Origin of the sequence: Pedobacter sp., from assembly GCF_041662865.1 — a bacterium.
Taxonomy (GTDB): Bacteria; Bacteroidota; Bacteroidia; order Sphingobacteriales; family Sphingobacteriaceae; genus Pedobacter.
In genome coordinates this window covers 84,729-97,307 of sequence record NZ_JBAZRL010000003.1, presented here as the reverse complement: position 1 = coordinate 97,307, position 12,579 = coordinate 84,729, and the positions used below count along the sequence as shown (strand labels likewise).

The 12,579-nt window shown below is 33.7% G+C and carries 15 protein-coding genes; 3 read left to right on the top strand and 12 right to left on the bottom strand.

What is annotated here, in order from left to right:
* Nucleotides 1-71: 71 nt before the first annotated feature.
* Entirely contained in the window at nucleotides 72-527 is a 456-nt protein-coding gene (locus WC622_RS02035; protein ID WP_372816789.1) for a PA2169 family four-helix-bundle protein, read from the bottom strand.
* 116 nt (nucleotides 528-643) lie between these two features.
* Between WC622_RS02035 and WC622_RS02030 the strand changes: the two genes are divergently transcribed.
* Both WC622_RS02030 and WC622_RS02025 read left to right on the top strand, forming a co-directional pair.
* The gene (locus tag WC622_RS02030; RefSeq protein WP_372816787.1) at nucleotides 644-1,216 is read left to right on the top strand and encodes a Crp/Fnr family transcriptional regulator; all 573 of its coding nucleotides are present in this window, start codon (nucleotides 644-646) and stop codon (nucleotides 1,214-1,216) included.
* An 80-nt stretch (nucleotides 1,217-1,296) separates the two neighbouring features.
* The gene (locus WC622_RS02025; protein WP_372816785.1) at nucleotides 1,297-1,737 is read left to right on the top strand and encodes a carboxymuconolactone decarboxylase family protein; all 441 of its coding nucleotides are present in this window, start codon (nucleotides 1,297-1,299) and stop codon (nucleotides 1,735-1,737) included.
* A 3-nt stretch (nucleotides 1,738-1,740) separates the two neighbouring features.
* On the opposite strand, the gene WC622_RS02020 is transcribed toward WC622_RS02025, so the two are convergent.
* The 6 genes from WC622_RS02020 to fumC all read right to left on the bottom strand — a co-directional run bounded on the left by WC622_RS02020 (nucleotide 1,741) and on the right by fumC (nucleotide 6,075).
* Nucleotides 1,741-2,301 (bottom strand): DUF1543 domain-containing protein, encoded by a 561-nt coding sequence (locus tag WC622_RS02020; RefSeq protein WP_372816783.1) that lies wholly within the window; start codon nucleotides 2,299-2,301, stop codon nucleotides 1,741-1,743.
* A 14-nt stretch (nucleotides 2,302-2,315) separates the two neighbouring features.
* On the bottom strand, nucleotides 2,316-2,753 hold the full coding sequence (locus tag WC622_RS02015; protein ID WP_372816782.1) for a low molecular weight protein-tyrosine-phosphatase: 438 nt from the start codon (nucleotides 2,751-2,753) through the stop codon (nucleotides 2,316-2,318).
* A gap of 1 nt (nucleotide 2,754) precedes the next feature.
* Nucleotides 2,755-3,162 (bottom strand): hypothetical protein, encoded by a 408-nt coding sequence (locus WC622_RS02010; RefSeq protein WP_372816780.1) that lies wholly within the window; start codon nucleotides 3,160-3,162, stop codon nucleotides 2,755-2,757.
* Nucleotides 3,163-3,206: 44 nt separating this feature from the next.
* Nucleotides 3,207-4,082 carry a S1/P1 nuclease gene (locus WC622_RS02005; RefSeq protein ID WP_372816778.1) on the bottom strand — a complete coding sequence of 292 codons (876 nt, stop codon included), beginning with the start codon at nucleotides 4,080-4,082 and terminating at the stop codon, nucleotides 3,207-3,209.
* 14 nt (nucleotides 4,083-4,096) lie between these two features.
* Complete coding sequence (locus WC622_RS02000) at nucleotides 4,097-4,612, bottom strand: fumarate hydratase (RefSeq protein WP_372816776.1); 516 nt, start codon at nucleotides 4,610-4,612, stop codon at nucleotides 4,097-4,099.
* 65 nt (nucleotides 4,613-4,677) lie between these two features.
* On the bottom strand, nucleotides 4,678-6,075 hold the full coding sequence (gene fumC / locus WC622_RS01995) for a class II fumarate hydratase (protein ID WP_372816774.1): 1,398 nt from the start codon (nucleotides 6,073-6,075) through the stop codon (nucleotides 4,678-4,680).
* Between the two features lie 177 nt (nucleotides 6,076-6,252).
* Here fumC and WC622_RS01990 point away from each other — a divergent pair, with 177 nt between their 5' ends.
* Nucleotides 6,253-7,488, top strand: coding sequence for a serine hydrolase domain-containing protein (locus WC622_RS01990; protein ID WP_372816772.1), 1,236 nt, complete (start codon nucleotides 6,253-6,255; stop codon nucleotides 7,486-7,488).
* Here WC622_RS01990 and recG read toward each other — a convergent pair whose 3' ends face one another.
* The 5 genes from recG to WC622_RS01965 all read right to left on the bottom strand — a co-directional run bounded on the left by recG (nucleotide 7,489) and on the right by WC622_RS01965 (nucleotide 12,453).
* Nucleotides 7,489-9,594, bottom strand: a complete 2,106-nt coding sequence (recG, locus tag WC622_RS01985; protein ID WP_372816770.1) for an ATP-dependent DNA helicase RecG — start codon at nucleotides 9,592-9,594, stop codon at nucleotides 7,489-7,491.
* 7 nt (nucleotides 9,595-9,601) lie between these two features.
* Entirely contained in the window at nucleotides 9,602-10,507 is a 906-nt protein-coding gene (locus WC622_RS01980; protein ID WP_372816768.1) for an EamA family transporter, read from the bottom strand.
* 3 nt (nucleotides 10,508-10,510) lie between these two features.
* Nucleotides 10,511-10,891 carry a RidA family protein gene (locus WC622_RS01975; protein ID WP_372816767.1) on the bottom strand — a complete coding sequence of 127 codons (381 nt, stop codon included), beginning with the start codon at nucleotides 10,889-10,891 and terminating at the stop codon, nucleotides 10,511-10,513.
* Nucleotides 10,892-11,035, bottom strand: coding sequence for a DUF6728 family protein (locus tag WC622_RS01970; protein ID WP_372816765.1), 144 nt, complete (start codon nucleotides 11,033-11,035; stop codon nucleotides 10,892-10,894).
* Between the two features lie 71 nt (nucleotides 11,036-11,106).
* Entirely contained in the window at nucleotides 11,107-12,453 is a 1,347-nt protein-coding gene (locus WC622_RS01965; RefSeq protein WP_372816763.1) for an OmpA family protein, read from the bottom strand.
* Nucleotides 12,454-12,579: the final 126 nt, after the last annotated feature.

The following is a 12,579-nucleotide window of genomic DNA, read 5'->3' as shown; positions in this document are numbered from 1 at the left end:
ATCGAATTACCTAAAATAAAAAATCCTCCCGAGTCAATTCAGGAGGATTTTTGTTTAACCGAGAGTTTTAATTACGCTTGGGAGTCTCTCAGCATCTTGATTTCATCATGTGACGCTCTTAATTCAGCTTTTTGTTCGGTAATCATAGTTCTCAAATTTGCTGATAAGCCATCAGTTTCTAATGCCATTTTATATGCTTTTTGAGCGGCATCTTCGCCAAATTCACAATTATTTAAAACTGTTTTACGATCATGACCTGTGAACATTGCTTTCACATCCATCCATGCTCTATATATTTTACCAGAGTTCGTAGTACCTTGTTCAACATCTTCGCCTAAAGCCTGCACTTCTGTTGCTAAAGCCATTTTATGTCTATGGCTTTCTCCAATCATTTTCACAAAAAGTGTTTTTAAATCAGAATCTTCAGGGCTTAATTCTTCAATCGCCTTTTGATAGCCATTAACTCTGTCGTTATTAATTAGGATGAGATCGTTTAATACTTCTGCGTTTGCTATTCTAGTTTCCATATCATTATTGTTTTGATGTACTTTAAGAACAGCGATAAAAATGAAAAGTTTAAAATACCTTAGCGCATTTAGGAATACAATAAGCTTTGATATATTTGAACTGTAATCATATATCCATGTATCCAAATTTTATCCAACATCTTAAAAAATATATTTCCTTAACAGATAATGATATCCAAATTTTATCTACTTATGTGAAAATAAAATCGATTAAGAAAAAGGAGTTTTTGTTAGAAGAAGGGCAAACTTGTAAAGGCAATTACTTCGTGGAAACTGGTCTTTTACGAATGTTTTACATCAATGAAAAAGGAACTGAACAAATTACTCAGTTCGCTTTAGAAAATTGGTGGCTGTCAGATTATATGAGTTTAATGATCCAGGCCCCTTCCAAATTCTATCTTCAAGCGGTAGAAGACTCTGAAGTTGTAGTAGTTGAACATCAAAAACAAGAAGAATTATTTGAAAAACTACCGCGGCTTGAACGATATTTTAGAATTATGATGCAAAGAGCATACGCCGCTTCACAAATGAGAGTTAAATATTTTCATGACTTTTCTAAAGAAGAAAATTACAGGCAATTTGTTTCGTTATTTCCGAAATTTGTACAACGCATTCCACAATATATGCTGGCTTCTTATTTAGGAATTACACCAGAATATTTGAGCGAATTACGAAAAAAAAATCCTTAAATTAATTTCTTAAACTAGCTTAAGTTTTTTAAACAGGGTTCGTTTTACCTTTGATGTATCAAATTAAAAGATAAACAAAAATGGAAAAACGAATTAATATTGGACAACTTGAACCAGCAGCTTATAAAGCCTTAATGGGCTTAGAAAGTTATTTAGCAACCACTACAATTAACAAAACTCATAAAGAACTGATTAAAATTAGAAGTTCTCAAATTAATGGTTGCGCTTTCTGCATCAATATGCATACTACAGATGCAAGAAAACATGGAGAAACCGAACAACGTATTTATTTATTGAATGCTTGGAGAGAAGTGCATGATTTATATACAGAAGAAGAAAGGGCAATTTTAGCATTAACTGAAGAAATGACTCTAATTGCAAATGGTGGTGTATCTGAGGAAACTTATCAGAAAGCAAAAAGTCTTTTTGATGAAAACCAATTGGCCCAGCTCATGATGGCAATAATAACAATTAATGCATGGAATAGAATGGCGATTGCTACTCATTTGCAACCTGCTTAACCTCTATATTTTAGATAAAGGCAAATACCCTAAAAAGATTTCATCTTCAGGCAAATCGATGTTTGGAGTAAACTTTAAAGCGTATTTGCTTTTTGTTGCTGATGATAAAATATCTTTGATCTCAAAAATATCATCTACATCAACTCCGAATTTATCATCTATATGAGAAGTGGCACCTTCAAAAGCTGTGTGTTTATAAAAAGTTGTTTCTTTGGCTTGCTTAATTGCTAACGCTTTTTGATCGGATACTACTAGCATTTTATAATGCAATTCATCAAATTCGTTCTTCTTATAGCCTCCTAAGTTTAAAAAGAATAGACTAACTAAATCAGCTTTTGCTTCTTCGCTTTTAGCGACAACTTCTACTTTATATCCATCAACTTGGTTAACACTTCGCCAAGCATCTACATGAATTTTGCCTTTCGCCTCAGGCCAAAAAGCATTCATTTGTGGTATCAATTCTTGTAAAGAAGTACCTATACCAAAAAAAATATCATGTTGTTCAATATGTCTTCCTTCTGGTCTACAACCCAATAAAACCATAAACAATTGTGGTGCTGGCATTGGTTTTAATATTATTATTTTAACTCCTCGATTAATTCCATGCATCTTTTCTCTATCAATGCACAAACCGATTCAAATAATGAACTATCCTTATAAGGATCAGTAACATCTGCTTCATCAGCTAAAAACAACTTCACTTTACTTCTTTGCCCTTCAGTTTCAGCTAAATTTAAAACATCCCTCAAATTGTATTTATCCATTACCAAAATATGGTCAAACTGATCAAATAACTCGGTTGTGAAATGTCTTCCCCTTTGATCTGAAATATCATAACCAAAGGTTTTAGCAATGAGAATGCTTCTTCTATCTGGCGCTTGCCCAACGTGCCAATTTCCTGTTCCGGCAGATGCAATTTCCCAATCTAAGTGTTGTTCATTAACTAAATGGCGCATAATTCCTTCAGCCATTGGCGAACGACAAATATTACCTAAACAAACCATTAAAATTTTCACTCTATTTTGATTTTATTGCAACATATGTGGTTGTTAACGAATAAATGGCTCCGTTATTAGGAAAAGTAGAGGTAGTAATTAAGGTGTTGTCTTTTAGTGTTAAAGGTGCGCTGGGACCATTTCCGTAATCTAAAGTGATTTGGTCACCTTCCTTTGTCCATTTTTGTGCATTAGAATTTGCTACCATGTCACAAAGCGCTCCGTTTGATCCAACTGTAAATACGCCATTATCATGAAACGAAATTGTAAAATTTTTAGAGCAACCATCAGGATTTTGCAAACTTAAATAATTTGTAGAAGTTTTACCATCAATAGTTATTGCTGGGGTTACAATTTGCGTTTTCAAAACCCAATTGAACTTCGTAATGTCATCTACATTTTCCTTTTTACAAGAAAATAATGCGCACATACAAACAAATAAAATTAGCTTTTTCATCATAGATAAATTAATATTTACTTATAAATATCGTTTAAAATTTTCGCCAAACGAACACCACCTTTAAGCAATTGTTCATTTACAGTGTCAATCCAGTCAAAATTATATTTGTAACTTAATTTATCATCATTTTTAATACCAGTAGCATAAATTTTATTACAGATTTGATATGATTCAAATACACAATCTTTTAAACTTGTTTGCTGCCAATTAATAACTTGTTGTTTTGTAGGGTGATTAATTGCTTTTGTGTATTCTGTAAAGCTCAATTGCTGAAAACCTACTAATCCTTCATCCCAAACTCTATGTAAATTAGATTTTTCGCCAAACCATGTCAACAGAATTTTATTGCCACCTAAATCATCTTTTCTAGCTGTATGCATAGGCTGATGCAAATCTCCAACCAAATGAATTACCATACGTAAAGCTAATTTCTTTTGATCAGTAGTACTTTTTACATTTTTAAGTACAGCGATCATTTCATTAAGTTTATTATAGATATTAGCCGCAGGCTGATTTTCTAAAAAACTATAGACATCATTTTTTGATAAATCTGCTGGAAGATTTACATAATGCCAGTTGCTCAAATAATTATAGGTGGTATCAGATTTTATAAAATCTGCCCAATTAGCTGCCATTGCCATGCTCTCTGTTCCTAAAATTTGCTTTATGGCCAAACGGGTTTTTGCTTGCAGATATTGATCAGCAACTTCACCAACAATTCTATGTCCTAAAACACCCCATGCACCAGCAGTAAATGGCACATAAATCAAGGCAAATACGATAACGATTTCTTTAAAAACGGATAATTTTTTCATCAGTATATAATTATTCTTAATGGTGATTAAGCTATCATGAGCAATATTCATTACTGTTTGTAAGTGTTTGCTCATGATGGTTTCATTTTTTATAATTCTTTAGGTACACAGGTTATTTTTTCTTTTAAAACAAGTGTACATTCTCTTTGGTCGTTTAAATTCTCTAGTACTAAACTAGTCGAACTTGATGATTTAATCTTGAAATTGCTTATATATTGTCCATTTCGGTAACATCCAGAAGCTTTTTGCTTATAATTAGCTTTTGTAAATGTGCCGATTAACATTAATGTATCGCCTTTAACAGCATAAGTTCCTTTCGCATATTCTTTCCAAATGCCTTTATTAAAACACGAATCCGCGTAGTAATTAACTTTAGAATGGGTAGTTAAATCTACATAAAATGAATCGCAACTTATTTTGAAGTGATGTTGAGTGTAGTTTAGCAATTTAACCGAATTAGCAATACTATCTTGATTCCAAACTCCTTGCAGAAACACCTCTCCTTTACCTTGTACGTTGGGTAAGCGTGTGCAAGAAAAGATCAAAGCCGAAAGACCAAAGATTAAAGCAAAGTGTATATTTTTCTTAAAAAAAAATGGCATCATTAAATAATTACATCGTTATATTTTGCACCTTAATAGTAGCTTTCTGCTTTAGCCTTTTGGCTTAATTATTTAAGGCTTCCAACCATATCTTCGGGTTTTACCCATTCGGTAAATTGTTCGCTGGTTAACAAACCTAATTCAACCGCAGCTTCACGTAAAGTTTTGTTTTCTTTATGTGCTTTTTTAGCAATTTTAGCTGCATTTTCATACCCAATATGTGGATTTAAAGCTGTAACCAACATCAATGAATTTTCCATGTGTTGTTGAATTACTGGCCTGTTTGGTTCAATACCTACTGCACATTTATCGTTAAACGAAACACAAGCGTCACCAATTAAACGACCACTTTGTAATACGTTTGCAGCGATAACTGGTTTAAAAACGTTCAACTCAAAATGGCCATTGCTACCACCAATACCAACAGTTACATCGTTACCCATAACTTGAGCACAAACCATTGTTAATGCTTCTGGTTGTGTTGGGTTTACTTTTCCTGGCATAATAGAAGAACCGGGTTCGTTATCAGGAATAATAATTTCTCCAATTCCACAGCGTGGGCCAGAACTTAAGATTCTAATATCGTTAGCTATTTTCATTAACGAAACTGCTACACGTTTGTAAGCACCAGATAACTCAACCATTGCATCATGTGCTGCTAACGCCTCAAATTTATTTGGAGCAGTTACAAAAGCTAAACCTGTTAGTTCTGCAATTTTTTTAGCTACTAAAACATCATATCCATTTGGTGTATTTAGGCCCGTACCAACTGCTGTACCACCTAAAGCTAATTCACTAATCATTACTAAAGCATTTTTTATTGCTCTAATGCCATTGTCTATTTGCTGTACATAACCAGAAAACTCCTGACCCAAAGTTAAAGGGGTAGCATCCATAAAATGAGTACGACCAGTTTTAACAATATCATTCCAAGATGTGGCTTTTTTTTCTAAAGTATTTCTTAATTTTTCCAATCCTGGGATAGTAATTTCTACTGCTTGTTTGTAGGCAGCAATGTGCATCGCCGTAGGATAGGTATCATTTGATGATTGCGATTTATTCACATCATCATTTGGGTGAAGCACTTTTTTATCATCAGCTAAACTTCCCCCATTTAATACATGAGCACGATTTGCAATAACTTCATTGGCGTTCATATTACTTTGCGTACCAGAACCTGTTTGCCAAATTACCAATGGAAATTCTGCATCCAATTTACCTGCAATAACTTCATCACAAGCATTTGCAATTAACGTTGCTTTTTCACTAGACAAAACTCCTAATTCAGTATTTGCCAAAGCTGCCGCTTTCTTTAAGTAACCAAAAGCATGTATAATTTCCTTTGGCATACTTGCCTCTGGTCCAATTTTAAAATTATTACGCGAACGTTCTGTTTGTGCGCCCCAATATTTATCAGCGGGTACCTGTACCTCGCCCATGGTATCGTGTTCTATTCTGAAACTCATGATGTTGCTCTTTTTTTGGCAAATTTAAAGATTTTGAACCGCTTTGAAGTAAAATATTTAATAGGATTGTATATTATTAACTTAAAAGAAAATTTATCGGCAATGTTTAAAACTCTTTTGCGTTTAAAAAGACAATAATTCTTATTTTTCGCCTTTTAAACCTGTATATCATCCTACATGAAGTTTCGTTTATTCATTGCAGCTTTTGCAATCACTACCATATCCATTTCATCTTGTACATCTAAAGAAGAAAAAACTAAAAAGGCAGAGGCCGATAAAAAAGTAAGAACCAAAGAAGACGATAAAGCAGATAGTTTGCTAATTGCTTATGACCCAGCTAAAGGAGATCAATGGATTGCAGATTTTGCTCAAAATCTCCATAAAAAATCCGGCTTTAATGGTAATATGCTTGTGGCTAGAAAAGGTAAAATCTTATATGAAAAAGCAATTGGTTGGGCAGATTATTTACATCGCGATAGCCTAAAAATAAATTCAGAATTTGAGTTAGCCTCTATTACTAAAACTTTTACGAGTGTTGCAATTATGCAACTAGTAGAGGCTGGAAAGCTAAAACTAACAGATGATGTAAAGAAATTCTATCCAAATTTTCCATACGATGGGATAACGATTAAATTGCTTTTATCTCACAGAAGTGGAATGATGAATTACGTTTATTTTATCGACGACATTTGGCGCAAGGAAAAACGTGATCAAAAGAAAGGTGTATCTAACCAAGAAGTAATGGATGTAATTGCCGAAAGAAAGCCAAACCCATATACCAAGCCTGATAAGATATTTCACTACAACAACTCAAATTTTATGGTTTTGGGTGCGATTATAGAGAAAGTGACAGGTAAACCTTATGCAGATTACATGATGGAACATGTTTTTAAACCTGCCGGAATGAAACATACGCATGTTTATTCAACCACTGTTTATCCAAAAGTTCCTGTTGATGTGGTTGGACATGATCGTAATAATTTCAGATACTCTGTTGTACAAAATTTCTTAGATGGGCCAGTTGGCGATAAAGGAATTTATAGCACTTTACACGATTTAGTTTTATACGATAAGTATCTAAAAAATGGAAGATTATTAACTCAAAAAAGTTTAGATTCTGCTTATACAGGCCATAATAAACCTGTAAATGGCCACTTTAATTATGGTTATGGCTGGAGAATGTTTGACGGCAAAGGAATGGACAAAGTTGTGTATCATACAGGTTGGTGGCATGGTTTCCGCCATATTTATGTTCGCGATTTAGATAAAGATATTGTAGTTATTTTCTTGGGCAATTTAACCAATGGAAGTTTAATGCATTTAGATGAATTGTTCAAGTATTTAAAAATGCCGATTATCCGTAAAGGGGCTTACACAGGAAGTGGTTCTTTACCTGGAACAGATGAAGATTAATTAAGAAATTTTATCAAAAGCGATTGCTCTTGTTCTTTTATTAAGGTAATTCTTAAGGAGTATGTTTTCTGGTAATTCGAGCATTGCATCTTTTTCAAAAAGTTCAATTACCGTATTTCTTGCTTCTTGTAAAATGATTTGATCTTTAGCCAAGTTTGCCATTTTGAGTTCTAGAACCCCACTTTGTTGTGTGCCTGTAATATCTCCTGGACCACGAAGCTGTAAATCTATTTCTGAAATTTCAAAACCATTATTGGTTTTAACCATGGTTTCTATTCGCAACTTTGAGTTTGGACCCAATTTATTTCCTGTCATTAAAATACAAAAAGATTGCTCTGCACCTCGACCAACTCTACCTCTTAATTGATGTAATTGCGAAAGTCCAAATCGTTCTGCGTTTTCAATAATCATTACAGATGCGTTGGGTACATTCACACCAACTTCTATCACAGTTGTAGCCACCATAATCTGACTCTTACCATCAATAAAACGTTGCATTTCATATTGTTTATCTGCATTTGGCATTTGTCCATGCACAATACTAATTTGATAATCTGGCAAAGGAAATTGATAGCGCATTTGTTCTACTCCAGCCTCCATATGTAATAAATCTAACTTTTCGCTTTCCCGTATCAAAGGATAAACAATATAAACCTGTCGACCTTTGGCAATTTCTTGCTTCATAAAACCAAACATTCGCAATCGTTGACCTTCGAATAAATGTTTGGTTTCAATCGGCTTTCTTCCTACTGGCAATTCATCAATTACCGAAACATCTAAATCCCCATATAAGGTCATAGCCAATGTTCGAGGAATTGGAGTAGCTGTCATTACTAAAATATGTGGCGGAACAACATTTTTACGCCACAGCTTCGCCCTTTGTTCAACACCAAAACGGTGTTGTTCATCAATTACTACCAAGCCTAAATTCTTAAATTGAACTTTATCTTCAATCAATGCATGCGTACCAACTAAAATATCTATATCACCGGCTTCTAATTGTTGGTGTAAAACGGTTCGTTGTTTTTTGGTAGTGTTTCCTGTTAAAATGGCAACATTTATTAATTCACCCCGTAATAAGTCTGCTAAAGATTGATAATGTTGTCGGGCTAAAATTTCGGTTGGTGCCATCATACATGCCTGATAGCCATTATCATTTGCCAATAACATACTCATTAAAGCCACCACGGTTTTTCCGCTACCAACATCCCCTTGAATTAGACGGTTCATTTGACTCCCCCTTTGAGTATCTAGTCTAATTTCCTTAATAACTCGCTTCTGTGCGTTCGTTAAATCAAAAGGAAGCATTGTGTTGTAAAATGTATTTACTTTCTCTCCAACAGTATTAAATAGCGCTCCTTTAAACTTTAAACTTCGTAATTGTTTATTGTGCAATAACTGTAGTTGGATAAAGAAAAGCTCTTCAAATTTTAATCGCCTTTCTGCATGTTGTAACATTGAAGTGTTAGCAGGAAAATGAATGTGAATCAAAGCTTCTTTTCTACTAATTAATTTATATTTCTCTAAAATATAAGCTGGCAGAGTTTCTCTAACTTCATTGATATGTAATTCAATAATATGATGAATTAACTTCTGAATACCTTTGCTATCTAAAAAACTCTTTTTTAGTTTCTCAGTAGAATTATAAATTGGTTGTAGTGTTAAATTACCCGTTATTCCAGTTTGTCTAGGATAGGTTTCCAAATCTGGATGTGAAATACTAAAACCACCATTAAACAAGGTTGGTTTGCCAAAGGCGACGTAAAGACTACCACGCATCACATGATCTTCTACCCATTTTAAACTTTGAAACCACACCAAATCCATCGTTCCAGTATCATCTGTAAATTTGGCAACAATTCTTTTTTTATGTTTTTCACCTATGGTTTCTTTACTCGTAATTCTGCCAATTACTTGCACCAAAGGCATATCAGGATTTAATTCATTTATTTTATAAAAACGAGTTCTATCGATGTACCTAAAAGGGTAATGATCTAAAAGTTGCTCATAAGTTGATATGCCCAACTCCTTTTGCAGCAGTTCGGCACGTTTAGGGCCAACACCCTTTAAATAAACTAAAGAAGTATCTAAATTTGAGGCAAACAAAGCAGATTTATTTTCTCTTAAAAGTAAAAATATCTTTTATCAAGTTCCAATTAAAAAGAAAAACAGCGAATAATAATAGTAAATAGGCAAGTAGTTGATGGAGACTTATTTTTTCGTTGAAATATAAAACCGCAACAGCAAATGCGATAATTGGATTTACATAAATAATAATGCCCAAAGTGGATGATGGAATCCCTATTAACGCATACAAGCTTAAAAAAAGGGGAATCACCGTAAACACTACTGCAATGATAACGATGTGACTCCAAAACCACACCCCTGTTGGAAAGTCTGCATGATGATATATATAAAAAGGCAACATTAATAAAACCGCTACTGTTATTTGTAATGCGAGTACATTCAATTTATCTAAGTGTTGCATTTTACGTTGAATGATAAGATAAAATGCATACAATGCTGCAATAATAACCGACCAAAGCACATCGATAAAAGAGCCTGTGGCCAGCATGATAATACTTAGTAATGCTATACCAAGAGCTACTAATTTTAAGTTAGAAAGTTCTTCTTTTAAAATCAGGAAACCACCAAACGCAGTTATCAATGGACATACCATGTATGCAAAAGCAGCAGACTTAAGATTGATATGATTAACTGCGTAAATAAATGTGTACCAATTTAAGGTGAGCAAAATAGTTGCGCCTATAATCTGAAAAACAATTATTCGTTTTTCCTTTGGTAGGGCGTTTTTAAAATACCTAATATCCTTAGTTAAAATTTTTCGTCTAAATAAAAGTATCGCTATCCAAATAACAACAAGGGAAGTAAATATGCGATAATATAATATTTCCTCAGAAGGAAATGCTTTTAGATTCCTTAAAGGAATAGAGAAAAATCCCCAAATGGCAACGGATAAAAAGGCAGCAAATAAATAACGAGATTTCGACTTCAACAAAGCTTATGCTTTAAATGCTGTCACCGATATTTCTACATTTACACCTTTTGGCAAACCTTTAACAGCAACTGTTTCGCGGGCAGGGAAATTAGATTGAAAATAAGACCCATAGACTTCATTAACTTCTGTAAACAAACTCATGTCTGATAAAAAAATAGTGGTTTTTACAACGTGATCAAACTCGTATTCTGCCTCTAATAATACCGCTTTAATATTTCGCATTATTTGATGCGTTTCTTCAGAAATTGATGAAAGGTTTATCTCTCCATTTTCGGGATTAATGGCTACCTGACCAGATATAAATAAAAATCCATTAGCCAATACTGCCTGACTATAAGGACCAATTGGTGCTGGTGCATTGTGGGTATTAATAATTGTTTTCATTTATTTTTTTAATATAAACCATTGTATCAATTTCCAGATTATTCCACCAGTAAACAATAAGATAGCAATTGCATTAATGATGTGCATTATCTTAATATTGATATTAGTTGGGCGTTGTGGATCTTTCTTTCTAAAGAAGTACATAGAACAAATATAGGTATAAAAAAAAAGTGCTCCGAAATTTCGGAGCACTTTTTATATCGAATTAAGAAAGATTAGTTTCTTGAAGTCTCAACACGACGATTTTGGATACGACCTTCTTCAGTATCGTTAGAAGCAACTGGATTAGCTTCACCAAAACCTTTAGCAGTTACTTGGCTAGAATTAACGCCAGAGTTTACTAAGTAAGTTTTAACAGAATTAGCTCTGTCTTTAGATAATTTCAAATTGTATGCAGTAGTACCTTCGCTTGAAGCATAACCTTTAGCAGTTATTTTACCACCGTTTTCACGCAATACTGAAGATAATTTATCTAAAGTAGGATAAGATTCAGTTTTTAATACTGAACTGTTAAATTCAAATTGGATAGTTTCCCAACCAGTTACGTTTGAAGTTTCAACTTGGGTAACAGGAGCTGCAGCTACAGGAAGTGGACATCCTGATCCGTCAACTTTAGTTCCAGCTGGAGTTCCAGCACATTTGTCAAATTGATCAGCAACACCGTCACCGTCAGTATCTTTTTTCAAATCTTCAACTGATTTTTCTACGTTAGAAACACGATTTTTCAATGCTTCAACTTCTTGACGTAATGTAGGATCTTTCAATTCATCATACATCATAGCTAATGGGTTAACCCAATCCAAGTTAGGTTTAGCTTTCGAACCTAAAGAGAATTCTAATCCAGCAGAAGTGTAAGAATATTTATCTTTTGAAGTACCACCAGCATAAACTCTATCAACGTTATCACCATCAACAAAATTCATTGTATAAGCTAAGTTGAAAGATACACGGTCAGACACTTTAAATTTGATACCAGCACCTACAGGAATGTAAGCTTCTTTGATATAATCATTATCGCCATTTTCACCATATTGACCTTTAGTATTAACTACAGTACCGTTAGCTAAAGTAAGTTTAGGGTTATAAGCCATTAAACCGTAACCAGCAGTTACAAAGAAGTTAACTGAATTCTCACGACGCAAAAAATCTACAGTTGCAACATTTACAACACCTCTTAAATCAGCTGCGTATTGAATATCAGTTTCAAATTCTTTAGCTCCGTTTTGAACACCACCAGTAGCATCTTTATTAGTTCCAGATAATTTGCCACGGAAAATGTTACCTTCTAAGCCAAATGCATGGCCTAATTGTTTGCGTAATGAGATACCATAACCTAAGTTAACATCCCAGTTAGTAAAATCGTTAGATCCACCTGTTACAACAACTGGCGCTAAAACACCCCCGTTGATACCAAATGACCACGTTCTGTACTGTGCTCTACCACCAAACACTTTGGCAGAAGAAGACATTGCAGGAGCATCCTGAGCATTAGCAAGAGTTGTTACTCCCATTAAAGCTACTAAAGAAGCTACAACGCCTTTTTTTAAAGTAGAATAATTCATAATTTTCTTTTTTAAGGTTAAACAAATATTAATTGTATAATTTTTTGTAAGACAAAATTAAACAAATTTTTATAATCTCAAAACACCATACAAACTCCGTTCCAAACTTCTAAAGAACTGATCATT